Origin of the sequence: Cedecea sp. FDAARGOS_727, assembly GCF_012273235.1 — a bacterium.
GTDB lineage: Bacteria > Pseudomonadota > Gammaproteobacteria > Enterobacterales > Enterobacteriaceae > Cedecea > Cedecea davisae.
The window spans coordinates 1,069,413-1,088,189 of sequence record NZ_CP050966.1; the positions used below are offsets into that span (position 1 = coordinate 1,069,413).

General features: G+C 54.7%; 17 protein-coding genes. 8 read left to right on the forward strand and 9 right to left on the reverse strand.

Going from position 1 to position 18,777, the window contains the following annotated elements:
• Window positions 1-103 precede the first annotated feature (103 nt).
• From FOC35_RS05160 to ampD, 3 genes are all read right to left on the reverse strand, one after another.
• Window positions 104-3,481 (reverse strand): inverse autotransporter beta domain-containing protein, encoded by a 3,378-nt coding sequence (locus FOC35_RS05160; RefSeq protein ID WP_172568344.1) that lies wholly within the window; start codon window positions 3,479-3,481, stop codon window positions 104-106.
• A 289-nt stretch (window positions 3,482-3,770) separates the two neighbouring features.
• On the reverse strand, window positions 3,771-4,625 hold the full coding sequence (ampE, locus tag FOC35_RS05165; RefSeq protein ID WP_172568345.1) for a beta-lactamase regulator AmpE: 855 nt from the start codon (window positions 4,623-4,625) through the stop codon (window positions 3,771-3,773).
• Window positions 4,622-5,185 (reverse strand): 1,6-anhydro-N-acetylmuramyl-L-alanine amidase AmpD, encoded by a 564-nt coding sequence (ampD, locus tag FOC35_RS05170; protein ID WP_172568346.1) that lies wholly within the window; start codon window positions 5,183-5,185, stop codon window positions 4,622-4,624. Before ampD ends, ampE begins: the two co-directional genes overlap by 4 nt.
• Window positions 5,186-5,268: 83 nt before the next feature.
• Here ampD and nadC point away from each other — a divergent pair, with 83 nt between their 5' ends.
• From nadC to hofC, 4 genes are all read left to right on the forward strand, one after another.
• A complete protein-coding gene (nadC, locus tag FOC35_RS05175; RefSeq protein ID WP_172568347.1) occupies window positions 5,269-6,159 on the forward strand; it encodes a carboxylating nicotinate-nucleotide diphosphorylase in 891 nt (296 codons plus the stop codon).
• A 183-nt stretch (window positions 6,160-6,342) separates the two neighbouring features.
• Complete coding sequence (gene ppdD, locus FOC35_RS05180; RefSeq protein WP_016534912.1) at window positions 6,343-6,798, forward strand: prepilin peptidase-dependent pilin; 456 nt, start codon at window positions 6,343-6,345, stop codon at window positions 6,796-6,798.
• Window positions 6,795-8,174, forward strand: a complete 1,380-nt coding sequence (gene gspE / locus FOC35_RS05185; RefSeq protein ID WP_172568348.1) for a type II secretion system protein GspE — start codon at window positions 6,795-6,797, stop codon at window positions 8,172-8,174. Before ppdD ends, gspE begins: the two co-directional genes overlap by 4 nt.
• Entirely contained in the window at window positions 8,167-9,372 is a 1,206-nt protein-coding gene (hofC, locus tag FOC35_RS05190; RefSeq protein WP_172568349.1) for a protein transport protein HofC, read from the forward strand. The genes gspE and hofC overlap by 8 nt, the downstream gene beginning before the upstream one ends.
• Before the next feature lie 31 nt (window positions 9,373-9,403).
• Here hofC and FOC35_RS05195 read toward each other — a convergent pair whose 3' ends face one another.
• Window positions 9,404-10,447, reverse strand: a complete 1,044-nt coding sequence (locus FOC35_RS05195) for a GMP reductase (RefSeq protein ID WP_039897913.1) — start codon at window positions 10,445-10,447, stop codon at window positions 9,404-9,406.
• A 277-nt stretch (window positions 10,448-10,724) separates the two neighbouring features.
• Between FOC35_RS05195 and coaE the strand changes: the two genes are divergently transcribed.
• From coaE to yacG, 3 genes are read left to right on the forward strand one after another with little or no spacing between them, the layout of a single operon-like run.
• Entirely contained in the window at window positions 10,725-11,345 is a 621-nt protein-coding gene (gene coaE / locus FOC35_RS05200; RefSeq protein ID WP_172568350.1) for a dephospho-CoA kinase, read from the forward strand.
• Window positions 11,345-12,088, forward strand: a complete 744-nt coding sequence (zapD, locus tag FOC35_RS05205) for a cell division protein ZapD (protein ID WP_172568351.1) — start codon at window positions 11,345-11,347, stop codon at window positions 12,086-12,088. Before coaE ends, zapD begins: the two co-directional genes overlap by 1 nt.
• 9 nt (window positions 12,089-12,097) lie before the next feature.
• Window positions 12,098-12,295 carry a DNA gyrase inhibitor YacG gene (gene yacG, locus FOC35_RS05210; protein WP_039897912.1) on the forward strand — a complete coding sequence of 66 codons (198 nt, stop codon included), beginning with the start codon at window positions 12,098-12,100 and terminating at the stop codon, window positions 12,293-12,295.
• Here yacG and mutT read toward each other — a convergent pair.
• The 3 genes from mutT to secM form a co-directional block, all read right to left on the reverse strand.
• The gene (mutT, locus tag FOC35_RS05215; RefSeq protein ID WP_172568352.1) at window positions 12,292-12,681 is read right to left on the reverse strand and encodes an 8-oxo-dGTP diphosphatase MutT; all 390 of its coding nucleotides are present in this window, start codon (window positions 12,679-12,681) and stop codon (window positions 12,292-12,294) included. The two genes, yacG and mutT, sit on opposite strands and share 4 nt — an antisense overlap.
• Window positions 12,682-12,742: 61 nt before the next feature.
• Complete coding sequence (gene secA / locus FOC35_RS05220; RefSeq protein ID WP_172568353.1) at window positions 12,743-15,448, reverse strand: preprotein translocase subunit SecA; 2,706 nt, start codon at window positions 15,446-15,448, stop codon at window positions 12,743-12,745.
• A gap of 63 nt (window positions 15,449-15,511) precedes the next feature.
• Window positions 15,512-16,018 (reverse strand): secA translation cis-regulator SecM, encoded by a 507-nt coding sequence (gene secM, locus FOC35_RS05225; RefSeq protein ID WP_071704071.1) that lies wholly within the window; start codon window positions 16,016-16,018, stop codon window positions 15,512-15,514.
• A 22-nt stretch (window positions 16,019-16,040) separates the two neighbouring features.
• On the opposite strand from secM, the gene FOC35_RS05230 reads away from it, so the two are divergent.
• Window positions 16,041-16,556, forward strand: a complete 516-nt coding sequence (locus FOC35_RS05230; protein ID WP_016534902.1) for a DUF721 domain-containing protein — start codon at window positions 16,041-16,043, stop codon at window positions 16,554-16,556.
• A gap of 8 nt (window positions 16,557-16,564) precedes the next feature.
• On the opposite strand, the gene lpxC is transcribed toward FOC35_RS05230, so the two are convergent.
• Window positions 16,565-17,482 (reverse strand): UDP-3-O-acyl-N-acetylglucosamine deacetylase, encoded by a 918-nt coding sequence (gene lpxC, locus FOC35_RS05235; RefSeq protein WP_016534901.1) that lies wholly within the window; start codon window positions 17,480-17,482, stop codon window positions 16,565-16,567.
• A 101-nt stretch (window positions 17,483-17,583) separates the two neighbouring features.
• Window positions 17,584-18,735, reverse strand: coding sequence for a cell division protein FtsZ (gene ftsZ, locus FOC35_RS05240; protein WP_016534900.1), 1,152 nt, complete (start codon window positions 18,733-18,735; stop codon window positions 17,584-17,586).
• Between the last annotated feature and the right edge of the window lie 42 nt (window positions 18,736-18,777).

Here is an 18,777-nt window from a genome sequence, read left to right on the forward strand (position 1 = left end):
TGACTAACAAAAATGCGACGCACGGGTTAAACCGTGCGCCGCATTAATTTTACTTCGTGTTCACCGCCAGACTCTGCTTTGTTTAACCGCCAGCGGCTATATTTTAAAGATCCTTATAACAAGCAGCGTACGCCGTTTCGGCGGGGTCGCGTGGATAAGATTCACCGCTCGTCATAGTCACGACAACAGGCTGACCATTTTCATCGTAGTCCGATGACCAGCTCGTCTCTGGATACGTTCTCCCCCACTCACTCCATACTCCACCCAGGGTTCCCCGCTTCGCCGGGCTACCAACAGTCTGCTTCACCGTCGCCAGGCCGTGGCCCGTCTGGCTTATACACCAGGCATTGGCCATATCTCTGCTGCGCAACGCCCCCCGGACTAACCACCCCTTCAGGGTAAAGCTCCAGGTGAGCGCCTCTCCGCCACTTTTTGGGGTAGCGGTAATGGTCACCTTATCGGCGCTGCCCACGGCGGTAAAATGCACCTCCCCATCGCTAACGGACACCCACGGCGCGTCCGCACTCCAGTCGTAATCAGCCGCGCTGGCATTACTGAGTTCAAGACTAAAGAAGCTCTCTTTATAACCCGCGCGAGGGATATTACCAATCGTCGGGAAGCCGGCGTCCGGCGCGTAGCTATAACCATCGGCGATAACGTGCGCAATCATCACCCGCTTAATAGTATAAGCTTCTGATTCTGCGCTGGTGCTCCAGTTACCCAGCGTCAACGTCGCCTTAAGATTAGCGCCTTCCGTTTGGGCGATATACGTCGCGCTGTAGCTGCCGTCGCCGTTATCCTGCCAGCTGCTGCCCGCTTTTAACTCGCCGTTCGGCACCTTCACGCTATCCGTCGTCAGCGAAGAGACCGCACCGGTTATCGCCTTTCCGGCCGCATCCTTCAGGGTGACCGTTACGGCCATTTCGCCGCCAACCGGATAGTTACCGCTATCGAGAGAGATACCGGAGTTCACCTGTACAGCTTCCGGAGAAGTGATAGCGTAAGCCGACGACTTCGCGCTGGTGCTCCAGCCGCTTAACGTGACCGTCGCCTTAAGATTAGCGCCTTCCGTTTGAGCGATATACGTCGCGCTGTAGCTGCCGTCACCGTTATCCTGCCAGCGGCTGCCCGCTTTTAACTCGCCGTTCGGCACCTTCACGCTATCCGTCGTCAGCGAAGAGACCGCACCGGTTATCGCCGCACCTGCTGCATCCTTCAGGGTGACCGTTACGGCCATTTCGCCGCCAACCGGATAGTTACCGCTATCGAGAGAGATACCGGAGTTCACCTGTACAGCTTCCGGAGAAGTGATGACGTAAGCCGCCGACTCCGCGCTGGTGCTCCAGCCATTTAACGTGACCGTCGCCTTAAGATTAGCGCCTTCCGTTTGAGCGATATACGTCGCGCTGTAGCTGCCGTCGCCGTTATCCTGCCAGCTGCTGCCCGCTTTTAACTCGCCATTCGGCACCTTCACGCTATCCGTCGTCAGCGAAGAGACCGCACCGGTTATCGCCGCACCTGCTGCATCCTTCAGCGTTACCGTCAGCGCCATATCGCTACCGGCAATATAGGCTGCCTTATCGGTTTTAATCGCCGAATTAACCTGCACGGCAGCAGGAACCTTTATCAGCACCTCGGCCTGCGCCAACGTAATACCACGCACCTGAGGCGCCAGTGTTATCTTTTCCTCATCCGTTCCGGCCGTCACCGTAACTTCATACACGCCTGCATCCTTTCTTACCGCAGCAGAGACTTTGGCGCTCTTCAGCGCGCCGACGCCGATCGCAAGTTCTGATTCAGGAACATCTACAGCAACTCCACGCGCATCCTTCAGGGCCAGAGTCAGAACCTGAATGCTTTTCCCGTCAGGCACCAGCGTGCTGCTGGCTGGCATCACGGTGCTGTTCTCCGCATTAATAACCGAAGCCTGAACCGTAATCTGCGTTTCACTGCGATTCGATCTGTTGCCCTTCTTATCTACGGCCACGCCGCTTAGCGTATAGCTATTTATGCCCTGCGCCGAAGGCTGGTATACCGGGAGTTCAACGGCATAATCCGCACCGTTTTGAACGATTTTGCCGCCCGCAGCCACCAGGGATGAGGCTGACCAGTCAATCCGTTCCAGGCCATACTTGCTGGTTACCGACACGTTAAGGGATTTCTGCTCACCCGTGTAGCCTGTCACCTGTGCTGCCGCCTGGAGGTGAATAACCTCCTTTTTGCGATACTCCAGCACGATGTTGTTATTACGCTCGACCAGATCGTAGCGGCTACCCGCCAGGCTGCGCATTGCCGCTACAGCAGCTGGATTAATCTGCTGGTTCCACGGCACGCCCAGTTGATACGTCATATCCACGCCTAACCGGGTATCATTTTTTCCCGACTGACCCTGGCGCTGTTCCGCGCTAAAGGTGACCAGCGGCACCGGCGTGTAATTTAGCCCTGCCGTAATGGCGAAGGGGTTGCTTTGGCGATTATCCTTACCGAAAAGCGCCACTTCATTGCCGTAATACTGTTCATAGGTCAACTTACCACCCAGTTGAGGCAGCTGAGGCAGCCAGCCCTGCGCACGCACGTCCCAGCCATTCGCCGGGCGCTCTTCATAGTCGGTGACATCCGGGGAGTCTTTCCAGCTCGTCAGGCGCATATAGCCGTTGGCACTTAGCTTGAGGAAATCACGCCAGTATTCAACACCCATGCCCATGCGCGCATGTTCGCGGGACAAATCGTAGTCACCAAAGGTATTGCCCCCGACCATATAATCAGCCGCAAAGTGACGCAGCCCAAAGCCAAGGTTTGCCTGAGTACGGTCGTCGGTGCGGTGCAGGCTCCCCTGGGTGAACACCAGATTATTGTCCTGGTCGTATAGCGGTGCCAACAGGTCAAACTGTGAGTTTTTCAGCGAAAAGTTTTCGTCCGCATCAAGCTGCACGCGGGCTGTACCAAATCGACTCAGCCACTCCTGGAGCTGGCCGCTGGCCTCACCGGTCGCCATGCCTCGCGCCATAGAAGCGGCGGCATCTTTATTTACGCCGCTGGCGACGAAGCTGCCCGCCTGCGAAGCAATGCCGGCTATTTTTTGCGCCTGACGTTCGCCAGCGGAATTACCCGCCGCCGCGATATTTTCATCCCACATGATCTCAGGCAACGGGGATAGCGGAACATCAAGTTCATCTCCTGGCTGTAATTTATCAAAACCGCGAGCAAAGCTGCGGAACTGATTAAGTTTTCGCAGTGAGTCCACGCTCATATTGAATTTTTTAGCAACTGAGGTGACGGTTTCTCCGGGCGATAAGCTGTATGTCTGAGTACGCAATAACGTCTCTTGCGTTGACGTATTCAGAAAACGTGAACCGCTCTGTGCGCCTGCCATACCGGGGGAAAAAGCAACTGCCAGTGGGAAAACAGCCTGAATAGCGATATTCAACCACGCCAGCCGACGGTGGCGGCGCGGAATAACATCCGTGTTAATATCTCTCATCTATTATTACCTGTGCTATGTGCAAAAAATAAAAAGAATGTGACTGGAAAATTTATTGTGCGGGAGATAAAAGCTGACGGTGCAGAAGCCGATCATCAAACAATTAAGGCCCCGAATTTGCAGTCACAAATGGGCGGAAAGTATAAGAGGATATATTGATCAATTAATTTCAAAAAACGCTCAATTAGCGCCAGGAGATTCAGATAAAACAAGAGGGATTAAACAGGTATAAGATCCGTCTGTCCTCCGGACAAAACATCATGACCGGAGGCAAAAGGGAGATGAGGTTTTAAACCAGCGTGCCGTAAATAGTCAGCAAAGCCACCACGACAACAATCACCAGAGAAACTTTCTTCGCCATTGAAACCGCAGCTTTCGGCGTTTTCATCTTGTCCTGATGCGGTTCACGCGCCAGGGAATATTGTGCCAGCTGGGTCAGCACCTGGTACTGAGAAGAATGCCGGTCGGCAAGGGAGGCAAACCAGGCAGGAAGCGCTTTTTCTCCATGCCCCAGCAACGCGTAGGCCGCTCCGACCAGGCGAACCGGGATCCAGTCAAGAACGTGCAGAATGGCATCAATACCCGACAGCAAACGCTCGTGCGGCGTATGGTGGCGAGCAAGCCAGGTCTGCCAGGCGCGCAGGAACGCATAACCCGCCAGCGTAACCGGCCCCCACACTCCTCCAACCACAAACCAGAACAAGGGCGCTAAATAGAAGCGGAAGTTAATCCAAAGCAGCGCATTTTGCAGCTCGCGCAGATACTCCCTTTCACTGCACTCGGGCGGCACGCCATGGATCAGCGTTAACTCGCTTGCCATCTCATCACGGGCGTGTTCGTCGTCCCGGCTGGCGGCTTTAAGGTAAGCATGGTAGTGCAGCCGCACCTGCCCCGCGCCGATGCAGAGCACGCCCAACGCAATCCAGAAGACCAGCAGGGGGAGGTTAAACAGCAGCCCGTGTAGCGCACGTTCTATCAGGAAGACCAGCCCCATAAACAGCGCTGTCATCAGCAGCGTTCGCAGCAGGGAGAAATGCTTAACCCGGCCAAACACGACTTCAAGACGATGATCCAATTGCCAGTGCTCGCCTATCTTGAACAGCCGCTCGCTCATCAGCACCAGCAACAGGGTAAACAGAGTCATGCGCTCTCCTTGTCTGTAGTCTCTTTAATCGCCCCTAAAAAACGCGGCCACTCAAACGCCGGGCCGGGATCGGTCTTACGTCCCGGGGCAATATCGCTGTGGCCCGTCATATGTTTCTCTATATCAGGATAGTGCTGAATCAGTAACTTAGTTAAGGCAGTTAGCTGCTGATACTGTGCATCGGTATAGGGCAGCGTGTCGGTGCCCTCCAGCTCAATACCAATGGAGAAGTCGTTGCACTTTTCACGCCCCTGATAGCGGGAAACCCCTGCATGCCAGGCTCGCTTATCAAAAGGGACGTATTGAACAATTTCGCCATCACGGCGAATAAGACAGTGTGCGGACACACGCAGGTGGGAGATACCGGCAAAATAAGGGTGAGCCTGCGGGTCAAGCGTGCCGGCGAACAGGGCATCAATCCAGGGGCCACCAAATTCACCCGGCGGCAAACTGATATTGTGCACCACCAGCAACGAGGGGTTTTCCTCCTCCGGTCGGCCGTCAAAATGCGGGGATGGCAGATGTTTTACCCCCACCAGCCAGCCGTCTTTAAGCTGCATTCGAGCTTCTCCTTAGAGTGGTACTTGAAGTCGCTTCAGAGTAGCATGAATCCATATTAACTTATTCATTCCGGAGTTTTATCATGCCGCCCCGCCGTTATAACCCAGACCGCCGACGTGACGAGCTACTCGAACGAATTGCCCTCGATATCCCCCTCGCCGTTTCTCAGGCGCTGCGTGAGGATCTTGGCGGTGAGGTTGACCCTGACAACGACATTACTGCCCAACTGCTGCCGCCGGAAAATATGGCTCACGCGGTAGTCATTACCCGTGAGAACGGCGTTTTTTGCGGTAAGCGCTGGGTCGAGGAAGTCTTTATTCAACTGGGCGGCGACGTCAACGTCACCTGGCATGTTGAAGACGGCACCGAAGTCACTATCAACCAGCCGCTGTTTGAGCTTAACGGCCCCGCTCGCGTGCTGCTTACCGGGGAGAGAACGGCGCTCAATTTTGTGCAGACGCTGTCCGGCGTCGCCAGCGAAGTCCGCAGCTACGTTGACCTTCTCGAAGGCACCAAAACCCAACTGCTGGATACCCGCAAGACGCTGCCGGGCCTTCGCACCGCCCTGAAATACGCCGTACTTTGCGGCGGTGGCGGTAACCATCGTCTTGGCCTTTCTGACGCCTTTCTGATTAAAGAGAACCACATTATTGCTTCCGGCTCCGTACGCCAGGCGGTAGAGAAAGCGTTCTGGCTGCATCCGGACGTGCCGGTTGAAGTAGAAGTTGAATCGCTGGATGAGCTGGAGCAGGCGCTGAAAGCAGGAGCCGACATCATCATGCTCGACAACTTCACCGTCGAGCAAATGCGCCAGGCCGTGGCGTTGACCCGGGGCAAAGCCCGCCTTGAGGTTTCAGGCAATGTGACCAAAGAAACGTTGCGCACCTTTGCCGAAACCGGCGTGGATTACATCTCCGTAGGTGCTCTGACCAAACACGTTCGCGCCCTCGACCTTTCGATGCGCTTCCGCTAATCGCAAAACGCGGAGGGAATTTGCTCCGTCCGCGTTTTTTTGCGTGCCAGGTTCCATTCAATTTGTCGATGCGCGCAACGCCTTTAATTAGCGCTGAAACCACCTCCCGAAACCGAATGTCCTTCCTCGTAATAACCTTGCTCTCCCCGCACAGTGCCGCTTTCTGACAAACAGGAGCGACAGATGAAAAGACAACAAGGATTCACCTTAATCGAACTGATGGTGGTAATCGGCATCATCGCAATTCTTAGCGCCATCGGCATTCCCGCCTACCAAAACTATCTCCGCAAAGCGGCGCTAACCGACATGCTGCAAACCTTCGTGCCTTACCGCACAGCCATAGAGCTATGCGCCATCGAGCAAGGCGGCATCACCGGCTGTAATGCCAACAGCAGCGGAATTCCTGAGGTCAAAACGACCCGCTACGTCAGCACGATGAGCATAACCAGCGGCATTGTGACCTTAACGGGTAAAGAATCACTTAGCGGGCTGACGGCAACCTTTACGCCGCAGTGGCTTGACGATAGCGGGGTAACAGGCTGGACGCGAAGCTGCAATACGGCAAATAACACCGCCCTGAAACAGGCCTGTGAAGAGATATTCCGTTTTCCCGACGGCAAAGCAGGAGCTAAAGCATGAAAACCCAACAACAGCTCCTATCGCTCTGTCAGCATTACAACCTTATCCTGATAGAGGAAACGGAAGACACGCTGCGCATTGCGGCCCGGGATAAACCGGATGAGCAAATGTACCAGGCGCTGCGCTTTCTCTGTAACAAGCATATCGATGTCGAGCTCTGGCCCGTGGAGCGCCTTGAGAAATGGCAAACTGGCCAGACTCTCCGGCAGCCAGAGCAAGAGGGGGATGGCTCCATCGTTGCGCTGCTGGACAGTACGCTGGCGGCGGCCGTTCAACAGCGAGCTTCCGATATCCATTTTGAGCCGTGCGAAGAAGTCTATCGGATTCGGCTGCGCATAGACGGCGTGCTGCAATGCCAGCCGCTGCTTCCTCCTTCGGTTGCCGCCCCGATGACCGCGAGGTTGAAAGTTCTGGCTAACCTGAATATTGCGGAGAGGCGCTTACCGCAGGACGGGCAGATGGACTATCACGTCGGGGAAGTGAAGGCCTCATTTCGGGTCTCCACTCTTCCATGCCGCTACGGCGAAAAAGTGGTGTTAAGGCTGCTTCAGCAGGGCAGGAATAACCTGGATATGAGCCTGCTGGGCATGCCGCCGGCAGAAACCGAACAGTTTCGCCAATCGCTTTCTGTACCTCAGGGCATGATTCTGGTTACCGGCCCCACGGGCAGTGGAAAAACAATCACCCTTTATAGCGCCCTGGATGTGCTCAACCAACCGGGGATTAACGTGTGCAGCGTCGAAGATCCCGTAGAAATCCCTCAGGACGGCCTGAATCAAACTCAGGTAAACCCCAAAGCGGGGATCACCTTCCAGAATATCCTGCGTGCCCTGCTACGCCAGGATCCCGACGTAATTATGGTCGGTGAAATCAGGGACAGCGAAACGGCAGAAATAGCGATAAAAGCGGCCCAAACCGGGCACCTGGTACTCTCCACGCTTCATACCAACTCGACGGTGGAAACGCTGACCCGCCTTGAGCAAATGTCTATTCCGCGCTGGATGCTTGCCTCAGCGGTAAATCTCATCGTCGCACAGCGGCTGGTCAGGAAGCTCTGCCCGCACTGTAAAACCCTGGGTGATACCCCACTCGAACTCCCGGTCCATATCTGGCCCACTGCCCTGCCTCACTGGCGCGCTACTGGCTGCGAGCGGTGCTACAGAGGCTATTATGGGCGAACGGCGCTGTTTGAAATGCTGCCGCTCTCTCCCGCCCTGCGCTCGGCTATAACCGGTGGAGAACCGGCGGAAAATATTGAATCCCTGGCACGCAGGCAGGGAATGGCAACCCTGTTTGAAAGCGGCTGCCGCGCCGTAGAACGGGGGCACACTACCCTGGAAGAGCTGTATCGGGTATTAGGCATGCCGCATGACTAAAATGCGGATCTGGCGCTGGAAGGCAATAGATAACCAGGGGCAATTGAAAACTGGTTCGACTCTGGCAGCAGAGAGGCTGGTGCTCGAGGAAGAGCTAGGTAAGCAGCAGCTACAGTTACTCTCGGCCAGAAGTTCGTCGATAAACAGCGGCTCTTGCTGGCATATCCAGCAAAAGATTGACGTGATCCGCCAGCTTGCTGCCCTGCTCCATGCAGGCATCGCTCTGACGGATGCCCTATTGTTAATCTCCCGCCAGCACCCGAAACCGCCCTGGTCAGCTTTGCTACAGCATATTGAGGGGCAAGTGTCTCAGGGGGTGCCTCTTTCCGGGGCACTTCAGCAATGGCCGCGCATTTTCCCTCCGCTGTTTATTGCACTGCTGCATACGGGGGAGCTAACAGGCAAGCTTGCAGAGTGCTGCCAGCAGTTGGCCGAGCAGCAGGAACAGCAATATCAACTGACCCGGAAAGTGGTTAAAGCCCTGCGCTATCCGCTTTTTATTCTGCTGGTCGCACTATTCGTCACGGCCGGGATGATGGGCTTTGTTCTCCCCGAATTTGCCAATATCTATCGCTCATTCAATGCGCCACTGCCTGCCGTTACCCAGGCCGTTATGGGCATATCTGCATGGGTAACAGAGCAAGGGGGATGGTGGGCGCTGGCGGTGATTATTTTGTGTATCGGCTGGATGATGCTGCGCCGCACTCAACCCGCTTTACGGGAAAAAGAGCAACAACTCTTACTAAAAATACCGCTCATTGCCCCGCTGCGGCGGGGTCAGTTACTTAGCCAGATATTTACCGTATTAACTCTCTCCCAACACGCAGGCATCCCTCTATTACAGGGGCTTGAGGCGGTGGAAAAAACGCTGACTCAGCGACTATGGCAGCGGCAGATTTCCGGGGTGAGCAAAAAAATTGCTGAAGGCCAGCCGCTTTGGCAAGCGCTCGCTGGTTCCGGCTACTTTACGCCACTCTGCCAGCAGCTGGTTCGCATAGGGGAGGAGTCCGGTTCACTGGATCTGATGCTTGGGCGGTTAGCCCGCTGGCATTATGACAAAACCTACGAGCTGGCCGACGGTCTTGCAGCCATGCTTGAACCGCTAATGATGGTTGTGATTGGGCTAATTATTGGCACGCTGGTGGTAGCGATGTATCTGCCTATATTTCAGTTGGGGGATGCAATGAGCGGGGGGTAATGGCGCAGCAGACGCTACGCCATTAACAACTTTAGAGGCTGTTGAAAACGCGGTTTTCCTGCTCCGCCACGCGGATAAAGGTGGTGCGTTTGGTCAGCTCTTTAAGGCGTGACGCGCCAACATAAGTACATGCGGAGCGCAGGCCGCCAAGGATATCACGAGCGGTATTTTCAACCGGGCCACGCAGCGGCAGCTTAACGGTTTTGCCTTCCGCGGCGCGGTATTGTGCTACGCCGCCAACGTGGCGAGTCATCGCGGACTCAGAGCTCATGCCGTAGAACAGCATAAACTTCTCGCCGTCTTCCTCAACAACAGTGCCGCCGCTCTCTTCGTGACCGGCAAGCATACCGCCGAGCATCACAAAGTCTGCCCCGCCGCCGAAGGCTTTTGCCACATCACCCGGAACGGTACAGCCGCCGTCGCTGACAATCTGGCCGCCAAGGCCGTGAGCCGCATCGGCGCACTCGATAACCGCTGAAAGCTGAGGATAACCCACGCCAGTTTTCACGCGAGTAGTACACACGGAGCCAGGGCCGATACCGACTTTGACGATATCGGCGCCGGAGAGGATCAGCTCTTCGCACATTTCACCGGTCACCACGTTGCCCGCACAAATCACTTTATCCGGCCAGGCTTCGCGCGCTTTGCTTACGAACTGGGTGAAGTGCTCAGAGTAGCCGTTGGCGACATCGATGCAGATAAATTTCAGCGCCGGATTCAGGGCCAGAATTTGCTTGGTTTTAGCGAAATCGGCATCCGAAGTGCCGGTAGAAACCATCACAAAGCGCAGCAGGTTTTCCGGCGCGGACTTGACGAAGTTGCTCCATTCTTCAACGGAGTAATGCTTATGAACGGCGGTGAGAATATCGAACGAGGCCAGCGCCTGCGCCATGGCGAAAGTACCGACTGTATCCATGTTTGCCGCAATGATCGGCACACCAGACCACGCAATACCGGAATGTTTGAATGTGAATTGACGCTCAAGCTCAACGTCAGAACGGCTCTTGAGGGTGGAGCGTTTCGGGCGGATTAAAACGTCTTTAAAACCTAACTTCAAATCTTCTTCAATACGCATGTTGCGGATCCCTGGGTCGAATGGCGGTGAACACATAAATACGATCGGCGAAACAACGGCCAACCCCAGTGACGCTATCATACGCAGTAATAATGGCTCCGCAAGACTGCGAAAACCGACTTTTTTACGCTACAATCGTTCAAATTTACCTTATAAAGGGCAGCGCTGGCCAATAAGGGTAATTTTCGCTTGTTACATAAGCAAAAATCACCTGAAAAACCTTACCCAGAGCCCCTCTTATCTCATTGACAAATAATAGCATCAGGATCGATTTTCTATGGTTTACACGGTAGCACTTACGGGCGGTATTGGCAGTGGTAAAAGTACCATCGCCGAAGCATTTTCCCGCTCAGGAGTCACCGTAGTGGATGCTGATATCATTGCCCGTCAGGTTGTTGAGCCTGGCCAACGTGCGCTGGCTCTCATTTCGCAACATTTTGGTTCAAAGATCCTTCTGGAAGATGGCTCTTTAAATCGTCGTGCCCTGCGCGAAGAGATCTTTAGCTCACCTCAACAAAAGCAATGGGTAAACAACCTGCTTCATCCTTTAATCCAGCAGCGAACTCGCGATGAAATTGCGCGTGCCGCCTCGCCGTATGTGTTGTGGGTTGTCCCGCTGCTGGTGGAAAATAACCTGCAAAATAAAGCGAACCGGGTTCTGGTGGTCGACGTTTCCCCCGAAACTCAGATTGCGCGTACCATGAAGCGGGATAATGTCTCTCGTGAACATGCGCAGCAGATCCTGGCCGCCCAGGCAACGCGGGAAGCCCGCCTCGCCGTTGCAGATGACATAATTAATAATGACGGCAGCCCGCAAGACGCTGCCGTGCATGTTGATCGCCTGCATCGCCAGTATCTAAAACTGGCTTCCCAGGCCGCACAACAGGAAACAGAATAATGAGCACTCAGGTTCTTTTTGAGCACCCGCTGAATGAAAAGATGCGTACCTGGCTACGCATTGAGTTTTTGATCCAGCAGCTACAGGCTGCCTTACCTATTGATGAAAGCGCTAGAGCGCTGCATTTTTTTCGTAACATCGGTGACCTGCTGGATGTGTTTGAAAGGGGCGAAGTCCGCACCGAGATCCTGAAAGAATTGGGCAGACAGCAGCGCAAGCTATTGAGCTGGTCAGAAGTTCCGGGCGTAGATATGCAACGCATCGACTCGCTGCGTGCCCAGTTGGAAACCTGCGGTAGCGTTCTGATGGCTGCCCCGCGCCTCGGCCAGCTTTTGAGAGAAGACAGGCTGATAGCGCTGGTACGCCAGCGTTTGAGCATCCCCGGCGGCTGCTGTAGTTTTGATTTACCGACGCTGCATATCTGGCTTTACCTGCCGCAGGAGCAGCGTGATGCTCAGGTTAGCCTCTGGCTCAACAGCCTTGAGCCGGTGAAGCAATCACTCGACCTGCTGCTGGATATCATCCGCAATTCAGCGCCGTTCAGGAAGCAAACCAGCCTCAACGGTTTCTACCAGGATAACGGTGATGACGCCGATTTACTGCGCCTTCATCTCGCCCTGAACGACCAGCTTTACCCTCAGGTTTCTGGCCATAAAAGTCGCTTTGCGATTCGTTTTCTGCCGCTGGACTCAGAACATGGCCTGGTGCCAGAACGCCTCGATTTTGAACTGGCCTGCTGCTAAGGAATGAAAATGAGTGAAGAAACTATTGTGAACTGCCCGGGCTGCGGCAAGGCCGTTATCTGGAGCGAGGCCAGCCCTTACCGTCCTTTCTGCAGCAAACGCTGCCAGCTTATTGATTTAGGCGAATGGGCCGCTGAAGAGAAACGTATTCCCAGCAGCGGCGACCTTTCCGAAAGCGATGACTGGAGTGAGGAGCTTGAACGTTAGGCGTTCAGCAGCTTCTGAATAACAGGCTCATTAGCCGGCGGGAATTCGTCGGCTATAAGCTGATGCTGAGCGACCCAGCGCCCCGGCTGCCCCTCTTTCCCCCACGGCTCGCCTCCCCACTGTTCAACCAGGTAAAACCATAACGAGATATGGCGATCGGGAAACTGATACTCCAGGGTTTCAAAAAGCTCGGCTTTCTGGGCCGCAATCCCCGTCTCTTCCTGTAGTTCACGAATCAGAGCCTGTTCCGGTGATTCACCGGCCTCAATTTTTCCGCCCGGGAACTCCCATTTATTGGCCATATGCGCGTCGGCCGCGCGCTGGGTGATAAAGATTTCTCCCTGCGGGTTGCGGATAATACCGACGGCGATTTGCAGCTGCTTCATATTCTCAAACTCCGAATAGAAAAAAGGCGCAGCAAGCTGCGCCTTTTGGTTTTTCCAGACCTTAGCTCAGACGGCCATGGCACTGTTTGTATTTTTTACCGGAACCGCAAGGGCAAGGATCGTTGCGCCCGACTTTACGGTCGCCGGTCTCAGCCGCCAGCGCTTGAGCTGCCTGAGTCTCATCATCTACGTGGCTCAGCTGCTGCATGCTCGCCAGACGCTCGGCTTCTTCGCGGCGCTGCTGTTCCATCGCTTCAACTTCTTCCGGCATACGAACCTGAACCTTGCTCAGCGTGCTGATCACTTCATACTTCAGTGACTCAAGCATAGCGGCAAACATAGAGAAGGATTCACGTTTGTACTCCTGCTTAGGATCTTTCTGCGCATAACCACGCAGGTGGATACCCTGACGCAGATAATCCATCGCAGCAAGGTGCTCTTTCCACAGAGAGTCCAGCGTTTGCAGCATCACGCCTTTTTCGAAGTGGCGCATCATCTCGGCGCCGACCACTTCCTCTTTACGCTGATAAACTTCAATCGCGTTAGCCAGGATGCGCTCGCGCAGGGTCTCTTCGTGCAGCTCAGGTTCTTTATCCAGCCACTCTTTGATTGGCATTTCGAGGTCGAAGTCGTTTTTCAGACGCTCTTCCAGACCTTCAACATCCCACATCTCTTCCAGAGACTGCGGCGGAATATGCGCATCAATAGTCACTTTAAACACGTCTTCGCGGATGCTGGCGATGGTTTCGCTAACATCGCTCACGTCCAGCAGCTCGTTACGCTGGGTATAGATAGCGCGACGCTGGTCGTTCGCTACGTCATCGTATTCCAGCAGCTGTTTACGAATATCAAAGTTACGGCTTTCAACTTTACGCTGCGCGTTGGCAATCGCCTTGGTCACCCAAGGGTGCTCAATAGCTTCGCCCGGCTTCATGCCCAGTTTACGCATCATATTGGAGACGCGATCGGAGGCGAAAATACGCATCAGCGCATCTTCCATCGAGAGATAGAAGCGGGAAGAACCTGCATCGCCCTGACGACCGGAACGGCCACGCAGCTGGTTATCGATACGGCGTGATTCATGGCGCTCGGTACCGATAATGTGCAGACCACCGGATGCCAGCACCGCATCATGACGAACTTTCCAGTCCGCTTTAATTTGGGCGATTTGTTCCGGCGTTGGGTCTTCCAGCGCGGCAATTTCTTCCTGCCAGCTGCCGCCCAGCACGATGTCGGTACCACGACCGGCCATGTTGGTAGCAATGGTCACAGCAGCCGGGTAACCCGCCTGAGCAACAATTCCTGCTTCGTTCGCGTGGAATTTGGCGTTCAGAACATTATGTTTGATGCCCGCTTTGGTCAGCTCCTGAGAAACCACTTCGGATTTCTCGATGGAGATGGTCCCCACCAGCACAGGCTGGCCGTTGGCAGTGCGCTCTTTAATGTCTTCGATGATGGCGCCAATTTTGTCTAACTCGGTCATATAGACCAGATCCGGCATATCTTTACGGATCATAGGACGGTTGGTTGGCACCACAATGGTGTCGAGCTTATAAATGGAGCTGAATTCAAACGCTTCAGTGTCCGCGGTACCGGTCATCCCGGCCAGCTTTTCATACAGGCGGAAGTAGTTCTGGAAGGTGATGGAAGCCAGAGTCTGGTTCTCGTTCTGGATATCAACGCCTTCTTTTGCTTCCACTGCCTGATGCAGGCCGTCTGACCAGCGGCGGCCCTGCATGGTACGGCCGGTATGTTCGTCAACGATGATAACTTCACCGTCTTTAACAATGTAGTCAACGTCGCGGGTGAACAGCGCGTGAGCACGCAGCGCGGCGGTAACGTGGTGCATCAGCATAATGTTGGCCGGGGAGTACAGAGACTCGCCTTCGTTCATCATGCCTTCTTCTACCAGCAGCTCTTCAATAAGCACCAGACCGCGTTCGGTCAGGTTAACCTGGCGGGATTTCTCATCCACGGAGAAGTGGCCTTCACCCTGGAAGGTGTCGGAGTCTTCTTTTTCCTGACGCAGCAGGCGCGGAATGATTTTGTTAACGCGCTTGTACAGCTCAGAGCTGTCTTCGGCCGGGCCAGAGATTATCAGCGGGGTACGGGCTTCATCGATAAGGATTGAGTCAACCTCATCCACCAGCGCGTAATGAAGTTTACGCTGCACGCGTTCTTCCGGGCTGAAAGCCATGTTGTCACGCAGGTAGTCAAAGCCGTATTCGTTGTTGGTGCCGTAGGTAATATCCGCGGCATAAGCTTCACGCTTAGCAGGAGCCGGCATGCCCGGCAGGTTGATACCCACGCTCAGGCCAAGGTATTCAAACAGCGGACGGTTGTTTTCGGCGTCACGCTGGGCCAGGTAGTCGTTCACGGTTACAACGTGAACGCCTTTGCCGCTCAGCGCGTTCAGGTACGCTGGCAGGGTCGCAGTCAGGGTTTTACCTTCACCGGTACGCATTTCTGCGATGCAGCGGTCGTTCAACACCATACCGCCCAGCAGCTGCACGTCGAAGTGACGCATGCCGAATACGCGCTTGCTCGCCTCGCGAACCACGGCAAAGGCTTCAGGGATCAGGTTTTCAAGCACTTCGCCTTTTTTCAGACGTGCGCGGAACTCGTCGGTTTTAGCCTTCAGCTCATCATCCGTGAGCTTCTCCATCTGCGGTTCCATGGCGTTAATCATGGTCACCACTTTGCGCATACGGCGCAGGGTACGATCGTTACGACTACCGAAAACTTTGGTTAATAATTTGATTAGCATAATAAATTCTCAAACGCCTGCCGTCAGTGCGGTCAATAAATTGTTGTTAGTCAGGAAGATTAATTAGCTGAGGCGAAGCGGACCGGCGCGGATGCCCTGTGCCTGACGGATCCACGCAACGGCATTAAAAACTTCAGCCGGGGGAGACGCCTGGAAGGCACTGCCGCGCACAATAACGGGAGGTTTACTTTCCTGAGTCAGCAGAGCGCTGAGCGTATCCAGTAAAGCAAGGTGCTGTGCCTGAAGCGGCACACTTTCCTGGGCCACCGGCAGAGCCTGAGGCGCCATGGCAAAGGAAAGATGACGAATAACGGTGCGGATTGCATGCTGGTGCCAATAGTCCACACTAAAAGAGGGACGGCGCGTGCTTTCCTGGAGCTGAACGAGGCTATCAAACCGTAGCTGACGAGCCGGGTCATGGCGGCTGGCCGAGGCTTCTGCGGGAATGCCGGTTTCTGTGTTACCGTTGAGCGCGGGCATGCCAAAACTCGCCGCGACCATCCCCAACAGGAGATGCGGCCAGAAATAACGTCTGCCAAATTGTCGCCAACGATTTAGAATACCAATCACTTTTTCCGCCGGAGCTTAATCTATGCGCGACAGTCGCCCGCAATCTTTAGAGAATCTGTTTGACGATGCCGGTCAGGAAAGCATGCTGCAAAACGTTCAACAACGTGCTGTTGCTCTGCTGCGACTGAACCGGGCAGTGAAAGGCATTTTGCCTGCGCCACTGCATCCCTGGTGTCGGGTTGCCAACTTTCGTCAGGGGATCCTCGTACTTGAAACCGCAAATGCCAGCTGGCTGATGCGCTTACGCTATGAACAAGCCACGCTGCTGAGTGCATTACGCGCCCAAATCTTACCATCATTGACATCAATCGACATCAGGATTAATCCATTGCTGGCGGTAAAAGGGCAGGAAATCGTACAACAAAACACCACTCAGACGGGTGCGGAGAAATACGAAGTTAATCGTCAGCTCAGCGAGCAGAGTGCGGAAGCGTTAAGGGAGGTGGCTAAACGTAGCCCGGAGAAATTGAGAGCAACAATAGAACGACTGGCTTCACTGGCCGGAGAGGTTACCAGCAAAACCAGTCGTAATAGATAGCTTAAGCGTTACGCCAGCACCAGGTTAGGTGCTTTGAAGGCCAGTGGAAGTTCGGCTTCGTCTTCGAAGGTCGCCCATTCCCAGGCTTCTTGCTTAGCCAACACGGCCTGCAGCAGCTTGTTGTTCAGCGCATGGCCAGATTTAAAGGCGGTAAACGCGCCGATAACATTGTGGCCGCACATGAACAGGTCGCCAATGGCATCCAGCATTTTGTGACGAACGAATTCATCTTCAAAACGCAGGCCGTCTTCGTTTAATACGCGATAATCGTCAACAACGATGGCACAATCGAAGCTGCCGCCCAGGCACAAACCGCGGGACTGCAGATATTCGATATCACGCATAAAGCCGAAGGTACGGGCGCGACTGATCTGGCGCATAAAGGCTTCAGCAGAGAAGTTCATGGTGTAGCGCTGGGTGCTTGCGTCAATCGCCGGATGGTTAAAGTCGATGGTGAAATCCAACGAGAAACCATTGAACGGTGAGAGTTCAGCCCATTTATCGCCGTCTTCTACACGAACCGTCTCTTTCAGACGTACAAATTTCTTGGCCGAGTTCAGCTCGTCGATACCCGCATCAAGCAACAGGTAAACGAACGGCGCCGCACTGCCGTCCATGATAGGGATTTCTGGCGCATCGACTTCAATAACGATGTTGTCGATACCCAGCCCTGCCAAGGCAGCGTTGAGGTGCTCTACGGTAGAAATCCGCACATCATGCTCGTTCACCAGACAAGTACAGAGCATGGTATCACGCACGGATTTGGCATCTGCCGGGAAATCTACCGGAGGATTCAAGTCGGTGCGACGATAGATGACCCCGGTATTGGCCGGCGCAGGGCGCAGCGTCAGTGTGACCTTTTTGCCGGTATGTAAACCGACGCCAGTCGCCTGAACGATACGTTTAAGTGTCCTTTGTTTGATCATCGTATAATCTCGCCAAATTGCTGATCCAGCCGAAAGTGTATATCACGTTCGGCAGGCCAGTTTAGCACAAAGAGCGGATATTCCCAACTTCCGGTTTATTCTTAATCAGCTTGCTTACGCAGGAACGCTGGAATATCCAGATAGTCAGGCTCTTTCGCCGTCTGTGGAGTATTGTCGTTAGCCACTTTAGCCGCAGGCTTCTGCTCTTGAGTCAGCGGAGCCATACCGTGCTGCTGGTAGCGATCCATAACCGGCTGCTGTTGCTGTTTGTTGGTCACCAGCGTGATTTCCGGACGTTTGTCCATGCCGATACCGGTAGCAACCACGGTTACGCGCAGTTCGTCGTTCATCTCTGGATCCAGAGAAGTACCGATAACCACGGTAGCGTTGTCGGAGGCGAAGGCGCGGATAGTGTTACCCACGGTTTCAAACTCGTCCAGGCGCAGGTCGAAGCCGGCGGTAATGTTAACCAGCACGCCGCGAGCGCCTGACAGGTCGATATCTTCCAGCAGCGGGCTGGAGATAGCCATTTCTGCGGCTTCTTCTGCACGATCTTCACCGCTGGCAACGCCAGAGCCCATCATCGCGTAGCCCATTTCGGACATCACGGTGCGAACGTCTGCAAAGTCAACGTTCATCAGGCCAGGGCGAGTGATAAGCTCTGCGATACCCTGTACCGCGCCTTTCAGCACGTCGTTTGCCGCGCCGAAAGCGTCCAGCAGAGAGATACCGCGACCCAGCACTTTCAGCAGCTTGTCGTTCGGAATAGTAATCAGAGAGTCAACGTGTTTGGACAGCTCGGCGATACCCTGCTCGGCAAATGCCATACGCTTCTTGCCTTCAAAGTTGAAAGGCTTGGTCACGACGGCAACCGTCAGAATACCCAAATCTTTGGCAACTTCAGCCACGACCGGAGCCGCACCGGTACCGGTACCGCCGCCCATGCCTGCTGCGATAAACACCATGTCTGCGCCATCCAGCGCTGCGCGTAAAGCTTCGCGGTCTTCTTCCGCGGCGTTACGGCCCACTTCAGGATTTGCTCCAGCGCCCAGACCTTTGGTAATACCGTTACCAATCTGAATCGTCTGGCCTACCGCAGTTTTACGCAACGCCTGAGCGTCGGTGTTCACCGCGAAGAATTCAACGCCTTCGATGCGCTCGCGCACCATGTGTTCAACGGCATTACCGCCGCCGCCACCGACGCCGATGACTTTAATCACCGCGTCGTTGGTCAGTTCCATAGGTTCAAACATAGTTTCTCTCCGTTTTGTGCCTGTCGCCTGAGACCGCTAATT

Excerpts from the sequence above, each read along its gene's own strand:
- FOC35_RS05160 (WP_172568344.1), bottom strand. The coding sequence starts at position 3,481 with ATGAGAGATATTAACACGGATGTTATTCCGCGCCGCCACCGTCGGCTG.
- ampE (WP_172568345.1), bottom strand. The coding sequence starts at position 4,625 with ATGACTCTGTTTACCCTGTTGCTGGTGCTGATGAGCGAGCGGCTGTTC.
- ampD (WP_172568346.1), bottom strand. The coding sequence starts at position 5,185 with ATGCAGCTTAAAGACGGCTGGCTGGTGGGGGTAAAACATCTGCCATCC.
- nadC (WP_172568347.1), top strand. The coding sequence starts at position 5,269 with ATGCCGCCCCGCCGTTATAACCCAGACCGCCGACGTGACGAGCTACTC.
- ppdD (WP_016534912.1), top strand. The coding sequence starts at position 6,343 with ATGAAAAGACAACAAGGATTCACCTTAATCGAACTGATGGTGGTAATC.
- gspE (WP_172568348.1), top strand. The coding sequence starts at position 6,795 with ATGAAAACCCAACAACAGCTCCTATCGCTCTGTCAGCATTACAACCTT.
- hofC (WP_172568349.1), top strand. The coding sequence starts at position 8,167 with ATGACTAAAATGCGGATCTGGCGCTGGAAGGCAATAGATAACCAGGGG.
- FOC35_RS05195 (WP_039897913.1), bottom strand. The coding sequence starts at position 10,447 with ATGCGTATTGAAGAAGATTTGAAGTTAGGTTTTAAAGACGTTTTAATC.
- coaE (WP_172568350.1), top strand. The coding sequence starts at position 10,725 with ATGGTTTACACGGTAGCACTTACGGGCGGTATTGGCAGTGGTAAAAGT.
- zapD (WP_172568351.1), top strand. The coding sequence starts at position 11,345 with ATGAGCACTCAGGTTCTTTTTGAGCACCCGCTGAATGAAAAGATGCGT.
- yacG (WP_039897912.1), top strand. The coding sequence starts at position 12,098 with ATGAGTGAAGAAACTATTGTGAACTGCCCGGGCTGCGGCAAGGCCGTT.
- mutT (WP_172568352.1), bottom strand. The coding sequence starts at position 12,681 with ATGAAGCAGCTGCAAATCGCCGTCGGTATTATCCGCAACCCGCAGGGA.
- secA (WP_172568353.1), bottom strand. The coding sequence starts at position 15,448 with ATGCTAATCAAATTATTAACCAAAGTTTTCGGTAGTCGTAACGATCGT.
- FOC35_RS05230 (WP_016534902.1), top strand. The coding sequence starts at position 16,041 with ATGCGCGACAGTCGCCCGCAATCTTTAGAGAATCTGTTTGACGATGCC.
- lpxC (WP_016534901.1), bottom strand. The coding sequence starts at position 17,482 with ATGATCAAACAAAGGACACTTAAACGTATCGTTCAGGCGACTGGCGTC.
- ftsZ (WP_016534900.1), bottom strand. The coding sequence starts at position 18,735 with ATGTTTGAACCTATGGAACTGACCAACGACGCGGTGATTAAAGTCATC.